General features: G+C 70.5%; 25 protein-coding genes. 12 read left to right on the top strand and 13 right to left on the bottom strand.

The features are described 5' to 3' along the window. Positions 1 to 38: 38 nt before the first annotated feature. A complete protein-coding gene (locus QQ657_RS38660; protein WP_284747303.1) occupies positions 39 to 893 on the top strand; it encodes a 3-hydroxybutyryl-CoA dehydrogenase in 855 nt (284 codons plus the stop codon). 75 nt (positions 894 to 968) lie between these two features. Further along, complete coding sequence (locus QQ657_RS38655; RefSeq protein ID WP_284747302.1) at positions 969 to 1,787, top strand: alpha/beta fold hydrolase; 819 nt, start codon at positions 969 to 971, stop codon at positions 1,785 to 1,787. Here QQ657_RS38655 and QQ657_RS38650 read toward each other — a convergent pair. The 4 genes from QQ657_RS38650 to QQ657_RS38635 all read right to left on the bottom strand — a co-directional run bounded on the left by QQ657_RS38650 (position 1,769) and on the right by QQ657_RS38635 (position 6,131). Next, positions 1,769 to 2,611 (bottom strand): ECF transporter S component family protein, encoded by an 843-nt coding sequence (locus QQ657_RS38650; protein ID WP_284747301.1) that lies wholly within the window; start codon positions 2,609 to 2,611, stop codon positions 1,769 to 1,771. The genes QQ657_RS38655 and QQ657_RS38650 overlap by 19 nt on opposite strands. A gap of 229 nt (positions 2,612 to 2,840) precedes the next feature. Then, positions 2,841 to 4,451 carry an ABC transporter ATP-binding protein gene (locus tag QQ657_RS38645; RefSeq protein WP_284747300.1) on the bottom strand — a complete coding sequence of 537 codons (1,611 nt, stop codon included), beginning with the start codon at positions 4,449 to 4,451 and terminating at the stop codon, positions 2,841 to 2,843. Beyond that, positions 4,448 to 5,509: a CbiQ family ECF transporter T component gene (locus QQ657_RS38640; RefSeq protein WP_284747299.1), complete on the bottom strand. Its 1,062-nt coding sequence runs from the start codon at positions 5,507 to 5,509 to the stop codon at positions 4,448 to 4,450. Before QQ657_RS38640 ends, QQ657_RS38645 begins: the two co-directional genes overlap by 4 nt. After that, the gene (locus tag QQ657_RS38635; protein ID WP_284747298.1) at positions 5,499 to 6,131 is read right to left on the bottom strand and encodes an SCO2322-related protein; all 633 of its coding nucleotides are present in this window, start codon (positions 6,129 to 6,131) and stop codon (positions 5,499 to 5,501) included. Before QQ657_RS38635 ends, QQ657_RS38640 begins: the two co-directional genes overlap by 11 nt. A gap of 66 nt (positions 6,132 to 6,197) precedes the next feature. Here QQ657_RS38635 and QQ657_RS38630 point away from each other — a divergent pair, with 66 nt between their 5' ends. The 3 genes from QQ657_RS38630 (at position 6,198) to QQ657_RS38620 (ending at position 8,940) form a co-directional block, all read left to right on the top strand. Further along, positions 6,198 to 7,103, top strand: a complete 906-nt coding sequence (locus QQ657_RS38630) for a Gfo/Idh/MocA family protein (protein ID WP_284747297.1) — start codon at positions 6,198 to 6,200, stop codon at positions 7,101 to 7,103. 263 nt (positions 7,104 to 7,366) lie between these two features. After that, positions 7,367 to 8,023 (top strand): VanZ family protein, encoded by a 657-nt coding sequence (locus QQ657_RS38625; protein WP_284747296.1) that lies wholly within the window; start codon positions 7,367 to 7,369, stop codon positions 8,021 to 8,023. Between the two features lie 173 nt (positions 8,024 to 8,196). After that, a complete protein-coding gene (locus tag QQ657_RS38620; protein WP_284747295.1) occupies positions 8,197 to 8,940 on the top strand; it encodes a GNAT family N-acetyltransferase in 744 nt (247 codons plus the stop codon). Here QQ657_RS38620 and arfB read toward each other — a convergent pair. The 6 genes from arfB to QQ657_RS38590 form a co-directional block, all read right to left on the bottom strand. Continuing rightward, a complete protein-coding gene (gene arfB / locus QQ657_RS38615) occupies positions 8,937 to 9,368 on the bottom strand; it encodes an alternative ribosome rescue aminoacyl-tRNA hydrolase ArfB (protein WP_284747294.1) in 432 nt (143 codons plus the stop codon). The two genes, QQ657_RS38620 and arfB, sit on opposite strands and share 4 nt — an antisense overlap. Before the next feature lie 33 nt (positions 9,369 to 9,401). Further along, the gene (purM, locus tag QQ657_RS38610; protein WP_284747293.1) at positions 9,402 to 10,472 is read right to left on the bottom strand and encodes a phosphoribosylformylglycinamidine cyclo-ligase; all 1,071 of its coding nucleotides are present in this window, start codon (positions 10,470 to 10,472) and stop codon (positions 9,402 to 9,404) included. A gap of 30 nt (positions 10,473 to 10,502) precedes the next feature. Beyond that, positions 10,503 to 12,029, bottom strand: a complete 1,527-nt coding sequence (purF, locus tag QQ657_RS38605) for an amidophosphoribosyltransferase (RefSeq protein ID WP_284747292.1) — start codon at positions 12,027 to 12,029, stop codon at positions 10,503 to 10,505. 117 nt (positions 12,030 to 12,146) lie between these two features. Then, positions 12,147 to 12,452: a hypothetical protein gene (locus tag QQ657_RS38600; protein WP_284747291.1), complete on the bottom strand. Its 306-nt coding sequence runs from the start codon at positions 12,450 to 12,452 to the stop codon at positions 12,147 to 12,149. Continuing rightward, on the bottom strand, positions 12,439 to 12,678 hold the full coding sequence (locus QQ657_RS38595; protein WP_284747290.1) for a DUF397 domain-containing protein: 240 nt from the start codon (positions 12,676 to 12,678) through the stop codon (positions 12,439 to 12,441). The genes QQ657_RS38600 and QQ657_RS38595 overlap by 14 nt, the downstream gene beginning before the upstream one ends. Before the next feature lie 317 nt (positions 12,679 to 12,995). Beyond that, positions 12,996 to 13,874: a Sco1979 family transcriptional regulator gene (locus tag QQ657_RS38590; protein WP_284747289.1), complete on the bottom strand. Its 879-nt coding sequence runs from the start codon at positions 13,872 to 13,874 to the stop codon at positions 12,996 to 12,998. Positions 13,875 to 14,074: 200 nt separating this feature from the next. Between QQ657_RS38590 and QQ657_RS38585 the strand changes: the two genes are divergently transcribed. Continuing rightward, positions 14,075 to 14,872, top strand: coding sequence for an SAM-dependent methyltransferase (locus QQ657_RS38585; protein ID WP_284747418.1), 798 nt, complete (start codon positions 14,075 to 14,077; stop codon positions 14,870 to 14,872). 12 nt (positions 14,873 to 14,884) lie between these two features. Here QQ657_RS38585 and QQ657_RS38580 read toward each other — a convergent pair whose 3' ends face one another. Beyond that, positions 14,885 to 15,265 (bottom strand): sterol carrier family protein, encoded by a 381-nt coding sequence (locus tag QQ657_RS38580; RefSeq protein ID WP_284747288.1) that lies wholly within the window; start codon positions 15,263 to 15,265, stop codon positions 14,885 to 14,887. A 61-nt stretch (positions 15,266 to 15,326) separates the two neighbouring features. Between QQ657_RS38580 and QQ657_RS38575 the strand changes: the two genes are divergently transcribed. The 5 genes from QQ657_RS38575 to QQ657_RS38555 all read left to right on the top strand — a co-directional run bounded on the left by QQ657_RS38575 (position 15,327) and on the right by QQ657_RS38555 (position 20,197). Further along, a complete protein-coding gene (locus tag QQ657_RS38575) occupies positions 15,327 to 16,025 on the top strand; it encodes a type VII secretion system-associated protein (RefSeq protein WP_284747287.1) in 699 nt (232 codons plus the stop codon). A gap of 99 nt (positions 16,026 to 16,124) precedes the next feature. Then, positions 16,125 to 16,922, top strand: coding sequence for a lysozyme (locus tag QQ657_RS38570; RefSeq protein WP_284747286.1), 798 nt, complete (start codon positions 16,125 to 16,127; stop codon positions 16,920 to 16,922). 192 nt (positions 16,923 to 17,114) lie between these two features. Next, positions 17,115 to 17,984, top strand: coding sequence for a lysozyme (locus tag QQ657_RS38565; protein ID WP_284747285.1), 870 nt, complete (start codon positions 17,115 to 17,117; stop codon positions 17,982 to 17,984). A gap of 235 nt (positions 17,985 to 18,219) precedes the next feature. After that, a complete protein-coding gene (locus QQ657_RS38560; protein ID WP_284747284.1) occupies positions 18,220 to 19,119 on the top strand; it encodes a flagellar basal body-associated FliL family protein in 900 nt (299 codons plus the stop codon). A gap of 4 nt (positions 19,120 to 19,123) precedes the next feature. After that, on the top strand, positions 19,124 to 20,197 hold the full coding sequence (locus tag QQ657_RS38555) for a pentapeptide repeat-containing protein (protein ID WP_284747283.1): 1,074 nt from the start codon (positions 19,124 to 19,126) through the stop codon (positions 20,195 to 20,197). Here QQ657_RS38555 and QQ657_RS38550 read toward each other — a convergent pair. Beyond that, the gene (locus QQ657_RS38550) at positions 20,194 to 21,114 is read right to left on the bottom strand and encodes an NADP-dependent oxidoreductase (protein WP_284747282.1); all 921 of its coding nucleotides are present in this window, start codon (positions 21,112 to 21,114) and stop codon (positions 20,194 to 20,196) included. The two genes, QQ657_RS38555 and QQ657_RS38550, sit on opposite strands and share 4 nt — an antisense overlap. Positions 21,115 to 21,205: 91 nt before the next feature. Between QQ657_RS38550 and QQ657_RS38545 the strand changes: the two genes are divergently transcribed. Next, positions 21,206 to 21,766, top strand: a complete 561-nt coding sequence (locus QQ657_RS38545) for a TetR/AcrR family transcriptional regulator (protein WP_284747281.1) — start codon at positions 21,206 to 21,208, stop codon at positions 21,764 to 21,766. A gap of 22 nt (positions 21,767 to 21,788) precedes the next feature. On the opposite strand, the gene QQ657_RS38540 is transcribed toward QQ657_RS38545, so the two are convergent. Beyond that, positions 21,789 to 22,043, bottom strand: a 255-nt coding sequence (locus QQ657_RS38540) for an IS30 family transposase (protein ID WP_284747280.1), incomplete at its 5' end; no start/stop codon positions are given.

The following is a 22,043-nucleotide window of genomic DNA, read 5'->3' as shown; positions in this document are numbered from 1 at the left end:
GCACGCGGGGCTGCGAAGCCGATGAACGGAGTGAGCCGGTGGTAAGTCGGGTTGGAGTCGTCGGGGCGGGCCTCATGGGGTCCGGCATCGCCGAGGTGCACGCACGGTCCGGAGTGGACGTCGTGGTCACCGAGGTGAACCAGCCGGCGCTCGACGCCGGCCGGGCCCGGATCGAGAAGTCGCTGCAACGCGGCGTCAAGAACGGCAAGCTCTCTCCCGAAGACGCCGAGGCGGCGCTGAGCCGTCTCCGCTTCACGACGGACATCGCCGAGTTCGCCGACCGCGAACTGGTCATCGAGGCGATCCTCGAGCAGGAGCAGGCGAAGGTCGAAGTCTTCCGCCAGCTGGACAAGATCGTCGAGGCGGAGGACGCACTGTTCGCGTCCAACACGTCGTCGATCCCGATCATGAAGCTGGGCATGGCGACGAGCCGGCCGCAGCAGGTGGTCGGCATCCACTTCTTCAACCCGGTGCCGGTGCTGCCGCTGGTCGAGCTGGTGCCCTCGCTGCTGACCAGCGAGGAGACCGCCCGCCGCGCGGAGGACCACGCGACGACGGCGCTGGGCAAGACCGTCATCCGTTCGCAGGACCGCGCCGGGTTCATCGTGAACTCGCTGCTGGTGCCGTACCTGCTCTCGGCCATCCGCATGATCGAGTCGGGCTTCGCGTCGGCCGAGGACATCGACCGCGGCATGGAGCTGGGCACCGCCCACCCGATGGGCCCGCTGCGCCTGTCCGACCTGATCGGGCTGGACACGATCAAGGCCATCGCGGACTCGATGTACGCGGAGTTCAAGGAGCCGCTGTACTCGTCGCCGCCGCTGCTGCTGCGCATGGTGGACGCGGGCCTGCTGGGCAAGAAGACCGGCCGGGGCTTCTACTCCTACGGCTGATCGATCTTCGTCACGCCCGGCCGGCACCCTCGTCGGCCGGGCGTTTTAGTGTGCGGAATGTCTTCTTCTCATCGCGTGGCCACGTTCGTCTTCGCCGCCGGCGCCAACGGCGTCTCGGCCGCACCGAACGAGCTGGTCCTGCGCGGGCACCGCGGTGTCGGCGTCGACCAGCCCGGCCAGCAGTACCGGCGCTCTTACCAGGCACCCCAGGACCTCGCGGCGTTCGCGACGGAACCGTCGGCGCTGGCGGGCGTCACGGTCGCCGACCAGGTGGCGGCCACGGTCGAGGTGGTCCGCCGCGCTGCGGCGCACGGGCCGGTCGTGCTGGTCGGCGCCAGCATCGGCGGCGCGATGGTCAGCCTGGTCGCGGACGCGGTGCCGGACCTGATCGACCTCCTCGTCTACGACACGGCGTTCTGCTGCGTCGACCTGGCCACCCCGGACGAGTACATGGCCACCCCGGAGGCGGCGTCGTCCCGGGTCGGCGACCTGCTGGGGTTCATCGCCGCGGACCCGTCGGTGATCGGCGCGATCCGGTTCAACTGGCGCACGGCCGACCCGGACCTGCTCACGGCGGCGAAGGAGGCCTTCCTGGCGGAGGGCACGGACGCCGAGTTCTACGCGTTCCTCAACTCGATGGCCCCGGACGACCTCGTCGGCAAGGGCGCGACCCCGGCCCGCGGCGACCGCACCAGGTGGGGTCGTGTGCCGCGGGTGTACGTCCGGCACCTGCGTGACCGGATCGTCTCGCTGGAGCTGCAGGACCGCATGATCCGCGAGGCCGACGCGGCCACGCCCGGCAACCGGTTCCGCGTGTTCGACCTCGACACGAGCCACGTCCCGGACGCCGCCCGGTTCGCCGAGCTGGTCGACATCTACGACACGCTGGTCTGATCGAAGCTCACGGGCGCATCGAAGGCCGCCCGCCTGGCGGCACGCCGCAGCACCGCCAGGACGGCCGGCCCCAGCAGCACGATCGCGACGGCATTGGTGACCGCGCGGCCGGTGTCCCAGCCGAGGGTCGACGTCAGGACGGTGAAGACCGCGAACCGGTGGAGGTTGTCCAGCAGCGGCGCGCCGGGGACGAACCCGAGGCCCGCGGTGGAGCCGACGCCGGTCCCGGCGAGGAACGGCCACGACCACAGGCTCATGAGGAGCCCGAAGAGGTAGGCCGCGAAGACGCCGTACGCCACGAGCAGCGCGATTTCCGCCTTACCGCGCGGTTTCCGCGGCAGCAGCCCGGCACCGAGCCCGATGAGCGAGGACGCGAGCATCTGAAACGGCAGCCACGGCCCGACGCCGGCGGTGAGCAAGGCGCTCGTGAAGAGCGAAGTCGAACCGAGCACGAACCCGAAGCCGGGCCCGAACACCCGCCCGGCGAGCACGAGCAGGAAGAAGACGAGCTCGATCCCCCCGGTCCCGGCCCCGAGCGGCCGCAGCCCGGCATTGACCGCCGAGAGCACACCGAGGAGGGCGAGCGCTTTGGCATCGATGCCCCCGCGGGAGAGCTCGGCGAGGACAACGAGGATCAGCACCGGCAGGGTCGCCATGAACACGAACGGGGCATCGGCGGTATGCGCGGCTTCGCTCGGCGCGGGGTGCGCGAGGAGGGGCCAGCAGAACATGGCGAGGCCGAGGACGGTCGCGAGGCCGAGGACCAGCGCGGGCCGGAGGGTGACGCGGACCGCGCGGGGTGATGGGTTGAGGAAGTCGGTCATGCCGAAGCCTCGGACTCCGCGCGCGGCGGCAGCGGGGCGAGGCCGCGCTGCCGATGACAGGTTGCGGAGGCTGGCGAGCCACCGCCAACCCGCCGCTCGCCGAGCGAGACGGGGCGCAAGCCGGCACCACGCCGGCCAGGCCAAACACCGCCAGCGGGCGCGCCGGGGCGCTGAGCCGCACCGGGCCACGCGAACCCAGCCGTCCTCTGCCGACGAGCTGCCTGGCCCCTCATGCCAGCGCTTCCGCGACCTCGTCCACCGTCAGCCATCGCTCCGGTGCCAGGACCTTTGCCACCTGCGGCGCGAACGCCGGCGACGCGACGATCACCTCCTTCGTCGGGCCGTCCGCGACCACCTCTCCCTCGGCCATGACCACCACGCGGTGCGCCACCGTGGCCACGAACTCGACGTCGTGGGTTGCCAGCAGTACCGCGTGGCCCTGCGAGGCCAGCTCTCGCAGGGTCTCCGCGAAACGCCTCTTCGCGTGGTAGTCCAAGCCGCGGGTGGGCTCGTCGAGCAGCACGACCGGTGGGGCCGATGCCAGCTGGATCGCCAGCACCAGCGCCAGTCGCTGCCCCTCCGAGAGGTCGCCGGGGTGCGCTTCACCGGCGATTCCGGGGGCGAGCCGGTCCAGCAGGGCCCGGGCCGTGCCTGCCGGGACCTCCGATTCGGTGTCGGCCTGTGCGCACTCGGCGTCCACCGAATCGAGGTACAGCAGGTCGGCCGGGGTCTGCGGGACCAGTCCGACGCGCTGACGGGCCACTCGTGGCTTGAGCGACGCCGGATCCGCGCCACCGACGTCGACCTTCCCCGCCGACCTCGGACCGCTGCCCTGCACCGCCCAGAGAAGCGACGACTTGCCGGAGCCGTTGCGTCCCATCAGCGCGACCACTTCCCCCTGCCCGACGCGCAGGTCCACCCCGCGCACCGCCAGGACATCGCCGTATCGGACCACCACCCCTCTCACGTCCAGTGCTCGACCGGTCACCGAGAGAGTAGAACCCACCACCGACAATTTCCGATCGACGAGCGAGAGTCTGGTCCGCAAGGGCCCCGCGACCCGGCGAGCGTCCCGCACCGACAACGGCAGCGGCGACCACCCCGCCAGCCGCCCCAGTTCGGCGATCGGTGGCGCGATCGACGACGTCGCCAAGATCTCCGATGGCGGGCCGGACCGCACCGAACCGTCGCCCGGCACGTACAGCACCCGGTCCGCGTACTGCGCCACCCGCTCCATCCGGTGCTCCGCGACGACCACCGTCGTCCCGAGGTCGTGCACCAGCCGCGTGATCGCCGCCAGCACGTCCTCGGCCGCCGTCGGGTCGAGCGCCGACGTCGGTTCGTCGAGCACCACGACCGAAGGGTGCGCCGTCAGCACCGAACCGATCGCCACGCGCTGCTGCTGCCCGCCCGACAGAGTCCGAAGTGGACGGTTGCGCAGCTCCGCGATCCCCAGCAGGTCAAGGGTTTCCTCGACGCGCTTGCGCATGACGTCCGGCGCCACCGCGAGCTGCTCCATCGCATACGCCAGCTCCTCCTCGACGGTGTCGGTCACGAACCCCGAAAGCGGGTCCTGCCCGACGACCCCGACGACCGAAGCCAGCTCGCGCGGCGGATGAGACGCCGTGTCCAGCCCGCCCACCAGCACCCGGCCGGCCAGACGACCGCCCGTGAAGTGCGGGACGAGCCCGTTGATCGCCCCGAGAAAAGTCGACTTGCCGGCCCCTGTCGGCCCCGCTACCAGGCACAGCTCACCCTCCTCGACCAGCAGTGAGACGTCCGAAAGCACCGGCCGTGCAGCGTCCGGGTAGGTCACCGTGACCCGCGAGAACTCGATCATCGGACGACCTCCCGCGAAGCAGGCACCACGAACGCGGGCACCACCGCGACGAGCAGGGACACCACGTGGACCAAGGAAACCTCCGGCCACCGCAACGGGCTCAACGACGGGTACAGGTTCGCCGGATCGATCTGCGCGGAAACGAAGAGCGAAACGCACGACCCGATCCCGGCGAGCACGACCACCGTCTCCGGCCACCGCCACGGGTCCGGCCGGTACGCCGTCCGCCGCACGCGCCGCCCGCCGACGACGAACCCCACGACGGCCACCGCCAGCCCCACGGCCAGCAGCGGCACGCCGAGCCACGACGACGTCCCGTCGAGCACCCCGTAGACGCCGACGCACACGCCGACCAGCCCGAACAGGACGCAGGAAGCGATCAGCACCCGCACCCCGGGGCTCAGGTACGCCCGGCGCCCGTAGCCCCGGGAGTCCATCGCGGCCGCGAGCCGCAGCGACCGGTCCATCGCGTCCTCCAGCACCGGCACCACGATGCCCTTCACCGCCCGCAGCCCGCGAGTCCGCCCCGCCCGCAGTCGCCGGGCCCGCCGCACGCGCTGCACGCTCTCGACGAGCTGCGGCGCCACCGTCAGCGCGACCGTGACCGCCGTGCCCACCTCGTACAGCGCCCCGGGAACCGCCTTGAGCAGGCGTTTCGGGTTGGCCAGGGCGTTCGCCGCACCGACGCAGACGACCATCGTGGCCAGCCGCAGGCCGTCGTAGAACCCGCCGAGCAGCGCCTCCGCCGACGTCGGCCCGAGCAGGGACAACCCGGCGGTCAACGGGATCCGCGGCAGCGCGAGGAGCACGTGGCCGCCGTCCTCGCCGCCGACCAGGATCCGGAACAGCACGCGGGACGCGACGATCAGCGCGCCGACGTACGCGTACAGCCGGAACGCCAGCGCCCACGGCGCGTCACTCCGGCAGTTCGCGACGACGAACCCCGCGACGGCGATGACCAGGCCGAGCAGCAGCGGGTTCGTCGTCCGGCTCGCCGCGACGGCCAGCGCGAGCGCCCAGACCCACCAGGCGCCGGGGTGCAGCGCCCTACTGCGCACGCCGGCGGCGCATCGCGACGACCACGCCCGCACCGCCGACCAGCACGATCACGACGGCCCCGATGACCAGGCCCCAGGGGAACGAGCTGCCCTCGCTCGCCGGAGCAGGAGCCGGCGAAGCAGCCTGCCGCACCGGCGCCACCCGCGGCGGCGCCGGCATGTCGTTCGCCGACTTCGGCCGCGCGAACGCCCAGCCCTCGAAGCCACCGGACACCGGCTTGGACGTCTGCGCGCCCTCCTGGCTCGACTCCCACTGACCACCCGCCGAGGCGTGCCAGTAGCTCCAGTACGCCGTCGCCGACGGCATCCCCGCGCACGACTCGACGTCCGGCCCCGGCTTGCCGTCGATCCGGCAGGCCACGGCCAGGCCGTACTTCTGCGAACCGGCGACGTCCACGCCGGCCTCCTGCAGGGCCGCGATGCCGTTCGCGGGCGTGCCGGAGGCGCAGCGGATCAGCGGCTGCGGGCCCAGGTCGCCGAAGTCGACGACCACCGTGACCCCGCCGCCCTCGGCGCAGGAGCCCGCGGTCCCCGTCGCCGACGCGGGCGCGGCCCCGGCGAGGCAGGCGCCCAGCAGCACGGCACAGACAGCGGAGAAACGGGCGAAGCGCGCGGCGATCATGCAAGAACCTTAACCAGCGGCGGACGCGGTTCCGGCGCGACGAGCACCACACCTAGACTGCGGGCCGTGGGACAGCTCATCGCGGACGGACAGCTGCGCGTCGGCCTGATCGGTGCCGGCCCGTGGGCGACGACCATCCACGCGCCCGGCCTGGCGGATCACCCCGGCACGGCGCTGACCGCGGTCTGGGCCCGGCGGCCCGAGGCCGCGCAAACGCTTGCGGACACGCACTGCGCGGCCACCGCGAGCACCGTCGAAGAGCTGTTCGAGCAGGTCGACGCAGTCGCGCTGGCGGTTCCGCCGTCGATCCAGGCCGAGCTGGGCGTGCGCGCGGCCGAAGCCGGGAAGCACCTGATCCTCGAGAAGCCGATCGCCGCCGACCTCGCCGGTGCGCAGCGGCTGGCCGACGCCGTCGCGGCCGCTGACGTCGCCGCGCTCGTCGTGCTGACCTTGCGGTATTCGGCGCAGACCCAGGAGTGGCTCGCCGGGCTCGCCCAAGCGGGCGGCTGGGCCGGGGGCGGCGCGCGCTGGCTGTCCGGCGCCCTGCTCGGCGGCCAGTACGCAGCCTCGGAGTGGCGTCAGGACGACGGCGGCGCGCTGTTCGACATCGGCCCGCACGCGCTGGACATGCTGGACGCCGCGCTCGGCCCGATCACCGAGGTCGTGGCGGCCCGGCAGAGCCCCGGCGACCTCTGGCACCTGATGCTGGCGCACGAGAACGGCGTGGTCAGCACCGCGACGCTGTCGCTGCGGCTGCCGGTGCAGCCGACCGTCGTCGAGGTCGCCGTCTGGGGACAGCACGGTTATCGGACACTCGGGCGCAAACCGGGCTCGGCGCAGGAGTCCTACACCGCCCTGCTGGACGACTTCGCGGCGATGATCGCCAGCGGCACCACGACGCACCCCTGCGACGTCCGCCGTGGTCTGCACCTGCAGAACCTCCTCGAGCAGGCCCGGCGGCTGGCCGAGTAGTACACAGGCTCACATCGCGGGTTTACGTTGTGAAGTAAGGCTTCCTCACAAACTCCCCGAATTCATCCACAGGGTTGTCCACAGGCTCCACTGTGGACAGTGCGCCTCCCGACCGAACCACGGGAACCTTCGTCGCGCCACCGGAAAGATCACCGAATAGTGCGGTCCGCTCGGACTGCCGAGGTGATCTTGTGATGCGAAGGTGATCTTGGGAGGGCCAACGCGCATCGAAGTTTCTTGAGGGGATTCGAGAAGGGAGGCGCATGGAAACCCTGCTGCGCGCCTTCTGGGGGATGATTCCGGTTTCGGCCATCGCGCTGCCGTACGCGCTGCTCGGCTGGCCACTGCTCGCCGCGCGTCGCCGCCGAAGACTTCCCGCCCGCTACGCGACCGCGACGGCCGGCGTCGACAGCGCCGCGTTCCTCGTCGCATTCCTGGTGTTGTGCCTGGTCACAATGCCCGTCGGGTCTTCCGGCGAGAGCACGCTCGACCTCGTTCCCGGCGCCGACATCACCGCGGCCTTCGGCGACGACGGGTCGCTCTGGCAGGTGATCGGCAACGTCCTGCTGCTGTGCCCGCTCGGTGCGTTGCTGCCCTTGAGGATGCGGCGCCTGCGCACCCTGCTGCGGATCGCGCTGGCCGCGCTCGTCGCATCAGTGCTGGTGGAAGGTACGCAATATCTGATCCACACCGGCCGGGTGACCTCGACCGACGACGTCCTGCTGAACACGGCCGGCGCGACGCTCGGCGCGGCGCTGAGCCGCCGCGGCTGGCGGGCACTCGATCCGCCACCACCGGTGCCGGTGGCCATCCCGGCGCAACGCCGGACGGTCTGCGAGGCCCCGACGCTCCGGATGCGGGTCCCGCGCTCGGTCTGGGACACGCGGTACGCGGCCATCGCGCACCCCGACCGGCAGTAAACCGGTTGCCCGCCGTGCCAAGATGGCCGGGAAGAGTCCCTTTCGAGTCAAGGAATGACCGCCTATGCCTGGCGCCGCCTCCGGCGTCGGCCTCCGCTAGGCCCGACGCCCAGCGAACCACCCGCACTGAGCTGCGGTTCCTTGACGTGCTCTCGAAAGGGCCTCCACCAGCAATGTCTGCCATCCAGACGTATGTCCGCAAGACGGCGCCTCGCGGCCGTGAGACCGAGCGGATCGGGCCGTTCCTGGCCACCTACTCGCCGGACACCCCGCACCCGATGCTCAACTACGCGATCCCGGACGACGGCGCGCGGCCGTCGGCGGCCGAGATCGACGCGCTGACCGCGGCGTACCGGCGGCGGAGCCTGCTCCCGCGGCTGGAGTACTTCACCGACGTCGCCCCCGACCTGGAGAAACTCCTGGTCGGCGCGGGGTACGGGCTCGAACGGCGGGTCGCGCTGATGACCTGCGGGCCGGCCGGCCTGGTCGACCGGCCCGCGCCGGACGGCTACGTCGTCCGCGAACCGGTGTCCCGTGAGGACCACCGGCGGATGCGCACGGCGCAGAACCACGCGTACGGCGAGCCGGGCGAGGTCACCGACCAGGACGTCGACAAGGCGATGCAGGGCAAGGCGACGTCGGCGCTCGTAGAACACTTGGTCAGCGGCGAGATCGTCGGCGGCGGTATCGCCCTCGAGATCGTCGACGGCACCACCGAGATCGCCGGCATCGGCGTGCTCGGCACCCACCGCGGGCGCGGGCTCGCGGCGGCGATCACGGCGTTCCTGACCAGGGAAGCCTTCACGAAAGGCGCGCACACCGCGTTCCTGACCCCGGGTGACGGCGAGATCCAGCGCATCTACGCCCGGGTCGGCTACCGACCGGCCGGGGAGTGCGTGCACCTCTCTTTGAGCTAGTCGTTCAAGCGGCCGGAGCGGCCACGCTTCACGTCGCTCCGGCGCTTCTTCGACGCCAGGCGGCGCTCCTTCGAACCGCGAGACGGCTTCGTGGGGCGCCGCTTGGCCGGCGGCGGGGCCGACGCGTCGAGCAGCAGGTTCGTCAGGCGGCCGCGCGCGGCTTCACGGTTCTGCAGCTGGGAGCGGTGTTCGCTCGCCGCGATCGTCAGGACGCCGTCGACCAGCCGGGCGCCGAGCCCGGCCAGTACCCGGTCCCGCAGGTGTTCCGGGATCGACGGCGAACCGGCGACGTCGAAGGACAGCTCGACCCGCGAATCCGTGGTGTTGACGCCCTGGCCGCCCGGGCCGGACGACCGCGAAAAGCGCTCGTTCAGCTCGGCTCCCGGGATCGTGAACCGGGAGCCGATCACCACGTCTCCGGCTGCCATGACACCAGTGTGACAGCCGCGATCAACCGCGTTTCAGAAGCGCGGGTGGTCGCCCGAAAGGACGGCGCGCGGGCCGTCGACGTCGTCGGCGGGCTGGACGTCGCCGAGCACCCACGCCGGCACGTGCCGCGCGGTCAGCATGGCCAGCGCCCGGTCGACGTCCTCGGCACCGACGATCGCGACCATGCCGACGCCCATGTTGAAGGTCTTCTCCAGCTCGGCCCGCTCGACCTTGCCGCGCTGGCCGATCAGCGCGAACACCGACGCCGGCGACCAGGTGCCGCGCTCGAGCCGGGCGACCAGGCCACGCGGCATGACGCGGGCCAGGTTCGCCTCCAGGCCACCGCCGGTGATGTGCGCGAACGTCCGGACCTCGGTCTCGGCCGCGAGCGCCAGGCAGTCCTTGGCGTAGATCCGCGTCGGCTCCAGCAGCTCCTCGCCGAGGGTGCGGCCGAACTCCTCGACGTGCCCGCCGAGCGGCATCCGCGCGATGTCCAGCAGCACGTGCCGGGCCAGGGAGTAGCCGTTCGAGTGCAGGCCCGACGAGCCGAGCGCGAGCACGACGTCGCCCGGGCGGACCTTCTCCGGCGAGAGCAGCTGGGACGCCTCGACGACGCCGACGCCGGTGGCCGACATGTCGTAGTCGTGCTCGCCCATCAGGCCGGGGTGCTCGGCGGTCTCGCCGCCCAGCAGCGCGCAGCCGGCCTGGACGCAGCCTTCGGCGATGCCGCCGACCAGCGCGGCGATCTTCTCCGGGTGCACCTTGCCGACGGCGATGTAGTCCTGCAGGAACAGCGGCTCGGCGCCGGTCACGACGAGGTCGTCGACGACCATGGCGACCAGGTCGATGCCGACCGTGTCGTGCTTGTCCAGCGCCTGCGCGACCGCGATCTTGGTGCCGACGCCGTCGGTCGAGGACGCGAGCACCGGTTCCTTCCACTTGTCGAGCTTCAGGGAGAAGAGCCCGGCGAAACCGCCGACGCCACCCATCACCTCGGGGCGCGTGGCCCGCTCGGCGTGCGGTTTGAGCAGCTCGACGGCTTGGTCGCCGGCGTCGATGCTGACCCCGGCGGCTGCGTACGTGGCGCTCGTGGACTCGCTCACGGTGGAAGGACTCCCTACTGGAAGGAACTGCTAGGGACGCCGGACGGCGTCTTCGGCACCGTACCCGGCGGAGCTGACCGGGGTCGCCGCGCCATTGACCGAGTCGAGGCTTTCGAGCAGGTGCTTCCCGATCAGCGCGTCCTCCGGCAGCGGGATGGGGTACTCGCCGGAGAAGCACGCCGTGCACAGCCGCGATTTCGGCTGTTCCGTGGACGCGACCAGGCCGTCCAGGGAAATGTAGCCCAGGGAGTCGGCTCCGATCGAGCGCCGGATGCCGTCGAGGTCGACGCCGTTCGCGACGAGCTCGGCCCGCGACGCGAAGTCGATGCCGTAGAAGCACGGCCAGCGCACGGGCGGCGACGCGATCCGGACGTGCACCTCGAGCGCGCCGGCCTCCCGCAGCATCCGGACGAGCGCGCGCTGGGTGTTTCCGCGGACGATGGAGTCGTCCACCACGACCAAGCGCTTGCCGCGGATGACGTCGCGCAGCGGGTTCAGCTTGAGCCGGATGCCCAGCTGGCGGATGGTCTGCGACGGCTGGATGAACGTGCGCCCGACATAGGCGTTCTTCACCAGGCCTGTGCCGTAGGGGATGCCGGAGCCCTGGGCATAACCGATGGCGGCCGGTGTGCCGGACTCCGGCACCGGCATCACCAAGTCGGCCTCGACCGGCTGCTCGTGCGCCAGGCGGCGGCCGATCTCGACGCGGGTGGCGTGCACGCCACGGCCGGCGATCGTGGTGTCGGGGCGGGCGAGGTAGACGTACTCGAAGACGCAGCCCTTGGGGTCCGGGCTCGCGAACCGGGAGGAGCGCAGGCCCTCGGCGTCGATGGCGATGAGCTCGCCGGGCTCGACCTCGCGGACGAAGGACGCGCCCACGATGTCGAGGCCCGCCGTCTCGCTCGAGACGACCCAGCCCCGCTCGAGCCGGCCGAGCACGAGCGGGTGCACGCCGTGCGGATCACGCGCCGCGTAAAGCGTGTTTTCATCGGCGAAGACCAGGCAGAAGGCACCCTTGAGCGTGGGCAGCAGCTCCATCGCGGCGGCTTCGATGCCCTTGTCGGCGGCGTTCGCCGCGAGCAGGCCGCAGATCAGGTCCGAGTCGCTCGACGAGCCGGTCAGGCCCGCGTGCGGCTTGAGCCCGGCGGCGATGGTGCGCTCGCGCAGCTCCGCCGTGTTGACGAGGTTGCCGTTGTGCGCGAAGGAAAGGCCGCTGCCGGTCTCCGTGGTGCGGAAGATCGGCTGGGCGTTCTCCCAGATGGTGGCGCCGGTGGTCGAGTACCGGCAGTGCCCGACGGCGATGTGGCCCTGCAGCGACTGCAGGATCTGTTCGTCGAACACCTGGCTGACCAGGCCGAGGTCCTTGAAGACCACGATCTGCGAGCCATCGGAGACGGAGATGCCGGCGGCCTCCTGGCCCCGGTGCTGCAGGGCGTAGAGGCCGTAGTAGGTCAGCTTCGCGACTTCTTCCCCGGGAGCCCAGACGCCGAAGACGCCACACTCCTCACGGGGTTCCGGTTCGGGCTGGTCGGACACGACTTGCGGGTCGGAAACCACCGAGGAGCTCCTGGGAAGACGTGGTCAGGCCGGTTTCAGTGTAGACGGTGCGGACATGAGTCAGGCCCCGCCCGACGTGGTACTGACCACTTCGGACAGGGCCTGAAGTCTTCATGTCTAGCAAGCATCCGGCAGCGCGAGGATCTCCGTCAGCACCTGGGCGCCTTCACCGCGGCGGCGCCACAACCAGCGCTCCGGTTCGAAGATGTTCTCTTCGGTGCCGGGCATCCGGGTCGCCTCGACGTCGTCTTCGGCATTGAGCCGGACCACGTCCACCACGTCATCGTGCACTCGCACGCCGACGACGGCGAGCACTTCACCGCGCTCGTCGGCGGGGTGGACGAACTGGTAGCCGCGAGCCACCAGTTCCTGCAGTCCGGTTTCGATGTCGAAGACGGGGGCGACGGCCTCAGCCGAGGACATCGTCGAACTCACCGTCCTTGGCGCCGGCCAGGAAGGCCGCCATCTCCGCGCGCGTGTAGACGAGCGCCGGGCCGGTCGGGAAGCGCGAGTTGCGCATCGCGATCTCGCCGGTGACCAGCGGTGCGACCTCGACGCAGTTGCCGACCGAACCGCTGTAGCTTGCCTTGCGCCATGCGGCCCCGGACAGCCGATCGGCCGGGATGCCGTTCTCGAATCGCTCAGCCATGGTCCCACCTCTCGATGCGGAAAAGCTTCCGGGCAGCGCATCTGCATGTGCATTTGCCCGCGTATCGGAGGCTAGCACGTGTGCTTGCAACGGTAAATGCACGTGCAGAATTTCTTGCAAAGTTCTCGGACGGTAAGAGATCACCAGGTCACGGTTAACCTAACGGGTGATACTTAGGGCCCCTAATGGGTTAACAACTACGAGTAGTTACCGCTCATCGGGGCATGATCGAGAGCCACCAGCGGGCCGCGGAAACCGACGGTGACCATTCACCGGACACACGTCGGCCCCGGCGAGCCGGTTCACCAGGGACGTTCTCAGATCTCCGCGCGCCGCTTCGCCAGCAGGGCGCGGCTCCGCTCCGGCGTCTCGGCGTCGACCGCCAGCATGTCCAGCGAGCGGCTGTACTTCTCGATTTCTTCGCGCTTCTCGATGTAGTGCGCGCCGGTCAGGTACTCGACGTACGCGATGTTCGGCAGTTCCGGTTCGCCGAACCTCAGCAGCGAGAACGCGTGCTCCGCGGACAGCCCGCTGCGCGTGTACGGCAGGACCTGGACCGATACGTGCGGCAGCGCGCTCATCTCCAGCAGGTATTCGATCTGCTGCTTGAGCACCCGCATCCCGCCGATCGGCCGGTACAGGACGGACTCGTCGAGCACCATCCACACCCGGGGCGCGTCCGGCCTGCTGAACATCTTCTGCCGGCGCATGCGCAGCGCGACCAGCTGGTCGACGCGCTCGTCGGCCATCTCCGGGCGGCCGTGGCTGAAGATCGCCCGCGCGTACCCCTCGATCTGCAGCAGCCCCGAGACGTACAGCGGCTCCCAGATCTGGATTCGCGCGGCGGCTTCTTCGAGGCCGACGAGGTCGGTGAACCAGTTCGGCATCGTGTCGCCGAAGCGCCGCCACCAGCCCGGCTCGTTCGACTGCTTGACCATCTCGAGGAACGTCTGGCGCTCGGTCGAGTCCTCGACGCCGTACATCGTCAGCAGGTCGGTGACGTCGCGTTCCTTGAAGCCGACCCGGCCCAGTTCCAGGCGGCTGATCTTCGATTCGGACCCGCGGATGTTGTACCCGGCCTGCTGGCGGGTGATGCCGGCCTCTTCACGGAGCCGCCTCAGCTGCGAGCCCAGGATCATGCGGCGCGCAGTGGGGCCGATGTTCTGTTCTCCTGCGGACGCGTTCACCGCGTTCATTACCGGACCTTCCGCGCTCACGTCACCAGGGGGTTCTAGCCCGACTACCGAAAGTACACGTTAACCCGTCCTGCGCAAAGAGGTGACCCGGTTTACCCCATGCGCGCGTCGGCCTACTCTACGTAGAGTACGAGACTTTCGACACAGAACTTGCGAGGTTCAACATGCCCGACGCCGCGACCCGGACCGAACGAGTTCCCGTGGGGGTCGACCCGACCCGAGCGAGCATCGCGCGCGTGTACGACGCCTTCCTGCTCGGGAAGGACAACTACGAGATCGACCGGGAGGTCCTGCACAAGGTGCAGCAGGCCGCGCCGGAGGCACAGGACCTCGCGTTCGAAAACCGTGGTTTCCTCATCCGGGCGTGCCGGTTCCTCGCCAGCCAGACCGGCATCACGCAGTTCCTCGACCTCGGCTCCGGCCTCCCGACCGCCGAGAACACCCACCAGGTCGTCCAGCGGATCAACCCGGAGACCAAGGTCGTCTACGTCGACAACGACCCCGTGGTCCTCGCCCACGGCCGCGCGCTGCTCGAAGAGAACGAGCACACCCACTTCGTCGCGGAGGACATCTTCGAGCCGCAGCGGATCCTCCAGAACGAGGTCGTCCGCGAGCACATCGACTTCACGCAGCCGCTCGTACTGCTGCAGATGGGCACCCTGCACCACTTCAAGGGCGACCACGACCGGCCGGCCGAGATCATGCGGGAGTACGTCGACGCGCTGCCGTCCGGCTCCTTCGTCGGGCTCAGCCACTTCTCCGACCCCGAGAACGAGGACTCCGCGACCGCGCGCCGCATGGAGGACTTCTTCCTGCACAGCCCGATGGGATCCGGCACGTTCCGGACGCAGAAGGAGATCGAGGGGCTGTTCGCCGGCCTCGAAATGGTCGATCCCGGCGTGACGCTGTGCGCCGACTGGTGGCCGGACGGCCCGCGGCTCAAGGAGCTCAACGTCGCGCAGCGGACCATCTCCGGCGGCGTCGGCCGCAAGCCGTAGGCACCCCGTCCGTCACAGGCGGACGATGGGGAGCCAGTGGGAAAGGTCGGCCCGGGTGCCCGACGCGGACACCCGGCCGTCCGCCACCGCCGTGGTCCAGTCCAGCCGGCCGGTGGCCAGTTCCAGCCACGTGCGCGGGTCGGTCTCGATCACGTTCGGCGGCGTGCCGCGGGTGTGCCGCGGGCCGTCCACGCACTGCACCGCCGCGAACGGCGGCACGCGGACCTCGACCGTGCGGCCCGGCGCGTCGGCCGCGAGCGCGCGCAGGCTGAGCCGGACCGCCGCGGCCAGCTCCGGTCGCGCCGGATCCGGCGCGTCGCCTTGCAGCCACGCGGAAATCGCCAGCACCGCCGCACGTAACTGTCCGGGGTCGACCGAACGCGAAGAGGCCATGGGCAAACAGTAGAGTGGCGCACCAAGAGTTTTCAGGCACACCCGAGAACGTGGGGATGAGATGGCGCAGCGGGACGAGGCGGATCGGATGGTTTCGCAGCAGCCCACCGGAAGCGGGCCCGATCGCCCCGGCAAGCACAGCAAGCACAACCGGGCCGCGCGGCGCGGCGGTCAGCAGGCCAGGCGCTCCGGCAAGCACGGCACACCCGAGATCACCGCGGAGATGCGGGCGAACGCCCGCGCCAACCCCGACAGCTGGCTCTACGTCATCGACGAGGCCTTCGACCCGAACGGCCCGGTGCCGTCGTGGGCGGTCGTCGGGGCCTACCCGGTGAACGGCGCGGGCGACGTCGTCGCCGACTTCCACCCCAACGACCGCTACCGGCCCTCGCCCAAGGCGCTCGGCTTCCCGGAGCCGTCGAACGACCTCGAGCAGCTGCTGCAGCTCGTCCGCACCGAGCACCGGCCGCCGTCGGACCTGCCGAAGGTCGTCCTCGACTCGACGCTGTTCGTCTACGCCATGTCACCGGTGCAGCGCACCGTGATCGGCTTCCACAACACCGACGGCCGGGTCATGGTGCCGGCCTACACCCGCAAGGCGCTGGTGCCGCGCGAGTGGCCGCACGCCCGCGCCGTGGTCGGCCGCGACATCGTCAGCCTGCTCGGCGGGCACCCCGTCGCGATCAACCCGCACGACCTGATCACGGCCGTCGTCCCGGCCGAGCACCTGCTGAAGGCGCTGGCCGACGAACAGCGCTGACCTGCGGTTTTAACTCCATCGGGTGACCACCCGAGTCGCCGATCCGGCGACTCGGGTGCATGGTGAGGCTGGAAAAGACTCACGAGACCGGTGGGGAGCATGAGGGTGAACCGTCTACTGCTACCCCTGGCCGCCGCCGTCCTGCTCGTCGCCGGACAGGCGCCGGCGACGGCCGCGGACATCTACGCGGACGCCGAGGACCACTACGCCGGTTCGCAGATCGCCAAGGTCGAAGGCGTCGATGCGGCACCCGGCGTCCAGTACGCGACCGACGACCAGCAGCTCGGGCACGACGTCAGCGGCCACCAAGGCCCGGTCGACTGGCCCGGGGCCGCGCGGACGGGCGCGAAGTTCGTCTACGTCAAGGCGACCGAGGGCACCGGGTTCGTCAACCCGCAGTTCGCCCAGCAGTACAACGGGTCCTACGAAGCCGGCCTGATCCGCGGCGCCTACCACTTCGCCCGGCCGGACGTCTCCGACGGCGCGTCGCAGGCGCGGTACTTCCTCGCCCACGGCGGCGGCTGGTCGGCCGACGGCCGGACCCTGCCCGGCGCGCTCGACGCGGAGTACAACCCGTACGGCGAAACCTGCTACGGCAAGGACGCCGCCGGGATGGTCCGCTGGATCAGCGACTTTTCCGAGACCTACCGCGCGGCCACCGGCCGCTACCCGACGATCTACACGTCGACGAGCTGGTGGAAGCGCTGCACCGCGAACAACGGCGGTTTCGGCGGGAATCCGTTGTGGATCGCCCGCTACAACACGTTTATCGGCGAGCTGCCCGCCGGCTGGAGCATCCACACGATCTGGCAGTTCGCCGACCGCGGTTCCCTGCCCGGCGACCAGAACTGGTTCAACGGCCCGGCCGACCGGTTGCAGGCCCTCGCGCTGGGCTGAACGGCCCACCGGTCGAGTAATAGGTGTTAACCAGTCACCAATTGAAGATCGACTTCCCGGGAAAATCACCCACGCGTATACCCAATTTCACGGAACTGAGTGACAAACGGGCATCTCGTCCTCACAATCGTGCACGGGCGGCTACCTGCAGTAAGCCGTCCTCAGCGAGGGTATCTGTGAAGGGATTCAACGATGTCCACTTCCCGAAGAGGGCGGCTGATCGCCGCCCTGGTCGTCCCGGCCACGCTGCTCCTGCTCGGCAGCACCGCCCAGGCGACGACCTTCTCCCCCGAAGTCGACCCCGTGGCCGCGATCAACGCGGACATCGCACAGCACAACCACGAACTGGGGTCGCAGATCCGGCGCGTCGAAGGTGACAAGTCGACCCCGGACACGCAGAAGGCGGCGCAGCAGCCGCAGCCCGGCCAGGCCATCCCGGGCCAGGTGCTGGCCACCGTGGCCGGCATGGACGTCGCGAGCTACCAGGGCAACGTCGACTGGGCGAGCTGGTGGAACCAGGGCAAGCGGTTCGTCTGGACCAAGGCCACGGAGAGCACCAGCTACACGAACCCGTACTTCGCCCAGCAGTACAACGGCTCCTACAACCAGGGCTTCATCCGCGGCGCCTACCACTTCGCGACCCCGAACACGGCGAGCGGCGCGGCACAGGCGCGGTACTTCGTCGCCCACGGCGGCGGCTGGTCGAAGGACGGCAGGACGCTGCCCGGGGCGCTGGACATGGAGTACAACCCGTACGGCGCGACCTGCTACGGGCTGACCAAGGCCGGGATGACGTCGTGGATCCTCGACTTCCACGACACCTACCACTCCCTCACCGGCCGCTACCCGGTGATCTACACGTCGACGAGCTGGTGGAGCAGCTGCGTGAGCGGTGACTTCTCCAGCACGGCCCCGCTGTGGGTCGCGCGGTACGCGTCGTCGGTCGGCACCCTGCCCTACAACTGGGGCTTCTACACCGTCTGGCAGTACACCTCGAGCCCGCTCGACCAGGACACCTTCAACGGTGCCTACGACCGGCTCCAGGCCCTCGCCAACGGCTGACCCGCACCCCGGCTCCCGGATCGTGACGACTGTGACAACCGGGGCTCCGCCCCGGGCCGGGGGCTCCGCCACCCGGAACCCCCGAAACGCAGTTTCGCGTCGTCGCGCCCGGGAGCCGGTTTCATGCCGTACCGTCCGAGCTTGCAGAATGCTGCTCACCACGTCCTGGGGGAACCACACGGGCCTTGCGGACGTCGGAAGCGCACGAACACCCAGCGCCCGGAAGGCATGAAAGATGACTTACCCGCCTCAGCCGGGCCAGCCCGGCCAGCCCGACCCGTACGGCCAGCAGCCCCAGTCCGGTGGCTTCCAGCAGCCGTACCCGCAGCAGGGTGGGTGGGACCCCAACCAGCAGCAACAGCAGCAGCCGTACCCGACGCAGCAGTACCCGCAGGGCTGGGACCCGAACCAGCAGCAGCAGGGCTACCCGTCGGGCGGGTTCCCGGCGGGCCAGCCGCCGCAGTGGGGTGACCCGAACGCCCAGCAGCAGCAGGCGTGGGCGGACCCGAACGCGCAGCAGTACGGCCAGCAGGCCTGGGACCCGAACCAGGGTGGCCAGATGTCGGGCTGGGACCAGTCCGGGGGCTACGGCCAGGGCTTCGGCGGGCCGCCGGCGCCGCCGAAGCAGGGCAAGACCGGGCTGTGGATCGCCATCGGTGCCGTGGTCGTCCTGCTCGCCGCCGTGGGCATCACCGGTTTCGTCGCGCCCGGTTTCTTCCTGTCGAAGGACAACAACACCGCGGCTCCGCCGGCGTCGAGCACGTCCGCCAAGCCGTCGACGCCGAAGACGACCCCGCGGAAGTCGACCACGCCGACCACGAAGCCGTCTTCGCCGAGTGGTTCGGGCGCGGGCGCCAAGGTGGTGCTGCAGGGCTTCATCGACAAGCTGAACGCGGGCGACACCGCCAGCGCGCTCGCGCTGGGCTGCTCGGACTCCAAGGACCTGCTCGACTCGTGGCTCAAGACGTTCCTCAAGCCGCCGCTGCAGCTGGAGCTCGGCGAGGTGCCGGACGACGAGTTCCTCGTCGAGGGCCAGGTCACCGGGACGTCCGCGGGCAAGAACGTCAAGGGCACGCTGAGCGCGACGAACTTCGACGACAAGGGCTTCTGCGTCAGCACGATGCTGGTGTCCTGACCCGGTGAAGCTGTGGCGATCGCCGCTGGCGTGGACGTTCCTCGCGTCGGTGGTGCTGCTGGCGGGGGTGGGCGGCTGGTTGCTGGCCGACCCCGCCACCAGCCGCAGTGACGCGCTGAAGACCGGCGGCCTCGCCGGCGGCGCGATCGTGGCGCTGTACGCGCTGTGGCTGAACGACCGGCGCCGCCGGGTCGAGGAACGCCGCCAGGACATCGAGCGGCAGCGGCACGAACTCGAGTCGCAGCGCGCCGAGCTGGACCGCGAACGGGTGGCCGACGAGCGGTTCGCGAAGGCGGTCGAGCTGCTCGGGCACGCGGCCGACCAGGTGCGCGTGGGAGCGATGCACGCGTTGGCGGGGCTGGCGCGCAGCCGGCCGGCGTACACGCAGACCGTGCTGGACGTGCTGTGTTCATACCTGCGACGGCCCTTCGACGTCGAGGAAGACGTCAAGCCGGAACCGGATCCGGACCGGGAGCGCGAGCTCACGGTCCGGCTCACGGCGCAGCGGCTGATCACCGAGCTCCTGCCGGCGCGGGACGCCGACGGCCCCGCGTACGACCTCGACCTGACCAGCGCGACGCTGGAGTACTTCGACCTTTCCGGCAAGCTCGTCGGCGGACTCCTGCTGCGGCGCGCTTCCTTGCGCAGCAGCACCAACCTCAGCGGCTGCCGCTTCAAGGGCCGGGTCTACTTCACCGCCGCGGGCACCGGTTCGGGCCGGTTGCTGGGCTACTTCCGGTGCCGTGGCGCGGTTTTCGAAAGTCACGCGTGGTTCAGCGGAACGACTTTCGCCGAGGGCGTCGAGTTCACGGACACGACGTTCGCCGGGAGGACGACCTTCAAGGACGCGAAGTTCGAGAAGGACGCCGAGTTCACCGGCGTGGCCGTGACCTGCGAAATCGACCTGCGGCGGACGCGCTTCGAGGGCCAGACCGACTTGCGGTTCGCGTCGCTGCCGGACTCGGTTTCGCTGTACAACACGCGCGTCCGGTCCGAAAAGGACGTTCGGCTCCCGGCTGGGTGGAAGCAAGAAGAGCTTCGCGACGGCGAATCCCGGATCGTCGCCGAAACCGGTTAGAGCACCAGGACGAGCTTGCCGCGGGCGCGTCCCGACTGGCTCAGCTCGACGGCCGCACGCCAGTCTTCGAGCGGGAACGTGCGTGCCACGGGGACGGAGAAGCGCCCTTCGGCGGCCAATTGCGCGTACTCGCCGATCACTTCGGGGCGCACCACGCCTTCCCCACCGGGACCGCTGAACCGCACGCCCAGCTCGCGTGCCGCGGCGAAGTCGCTGAGGGTCAGCACATGCTTCGGCGTCTCGACCGTGGCCACGAGCCGCGGCAGCGCGCCGCTGACCGGCGCGGCGTCGAGGGCGAGATCCACCGGCCCGCCCGCGAGTTCCCGGACGCGCTCGGCCATGCCGTCGCCGTACCCGGTGACTTCGGCGCCGATCGCGCGCAAGGCGTCGGCATGGGTTTCCCCGGCGGTGGCGATGACGCGGGCCCCGCGTCCGACGGCGATCTGCGTCGCGGCGTAGCCGACGGTCGTGCCCGCGCCGTGGACGAGGACGGTCGCGCCCGCGTGCACGCCGAGGGTGTCCACGCCCCGGTAAGCCGTCTCGACGGCCATCGGCAGGGCCGCGGCTCGTACCGGGTCAAGCTGCGGGGGTCGCTCGAACCAGACTTCGAGGAGCGCTTGGCCGGAGGCTCCGGCGGTCGGGCCGGTGAAGGGCGCCGGGCCGAGGACGTCGGCACCGATCTCGATGCCGGTCACGCCGTCACCGAGGGCGTCGACCGTGCCGGCCACCTCGAGCCCGACGCCGCGTGGCAGGTCGCCGGCGAAGAGCTGGTCGCAGAGGGCCCAGTCGGCCGGGTTGAGCCCGCAGGCCTGGACGTCGACCCGGATCTGGCCTGGTCCAGGGGTGGGTGGCTCGGCTTCTTCGAGGGTCAGGACGCCGAGCGGAGCGCCGTACTCGTGGAACCGGAGGGTGCGCATGGAGTCTCCTCAGGAAGTGATGACAACAGATGCTGTCGTCACTCACGCTACCAGAGTGACGACAGCATCTGCTGTCGCTAAGCTGGCGGGTATGGCTCGCTGGGAAGGCAACGCACGCGGCCGGCTCGAGCAGGCGGCCCTGGACCTGTTCACCGAGCAGGGCTACGACCGCACAACGGTCGCCCAGATCGCGCGGCGCGCGAATCTCACGGAGAGGTCGTTCTACCGCTGGTTCAGCGACAAGCGCGAGGTCCTGTTCGGCGACGACGAGCTGGTCTCACGGTTCACCGCCGAGATCGCGGCGGTTCCCGCGGGGACGGGTGCGTTGCCGACGCTGCTGGCGGCGTTCGCGAGCGCACCGGAGGTGTTCCGGCCACGCGCTTTCCTCCGCGAGCGAGCGGCGGTGGTCGCGGCGAACCCGCCGTTGCGGGAACGCGAGCTGATCAAGGCGACGAACCTGTCGGCGGCGCTGGTGTCGGCGTTGGCGGAGCGGGGCTGCGACCCGCAGACGGCGCGGCTGGCGACGGATGTCGGGTTGGCTGTGCTGCGGTTGGCTAGTGCGCGGTGGGTGGCTGATGAGAACGCCGACTTCCGCCGGCTTCTTGCGGAGGGGGCGACGGACCTGCTGACGATTGCCTCCGACGTCGGCTGAGCCCCCGCCCTTCCGGCGGTTTCTAGCGGTCGTTGCAACACTGCTGTTGATGGGCGGTGTTGAGTAAGTGTGTCATGCGTTCGGCGGGGCTTTCCCAGTCGAGGGTCTGGCGGGGGCGGTCGTTGAGTTCGATCGCGACGGCGTCGAGGTGCCCGGCGGCGTGGACGGCGAGGTCGGTGCTTTTGGGGAAGTACTGGCGCAGCAGGCCGTTGGTGTTCTCGTTGGAGCCGCGTTGCCAGGGTGCGTGCGGGTCGCAGAAGTAGACCGGCATCCCGGT

Source organism: Amycolatopsis ponsaeliensis (assembly GCF_030182635.1).
GTDB lineage: Bacteria > Actinomycetota > Actinomycetes > Mycobacteriales > Pseudonocardiaceae > Amycolatopsis > Amycolatopsis ponsaeliensis.
Note: the sequence above shows the minus strand (reverse complement) of the source record. Positions and strands in the feature narration are given on the sequence as shown.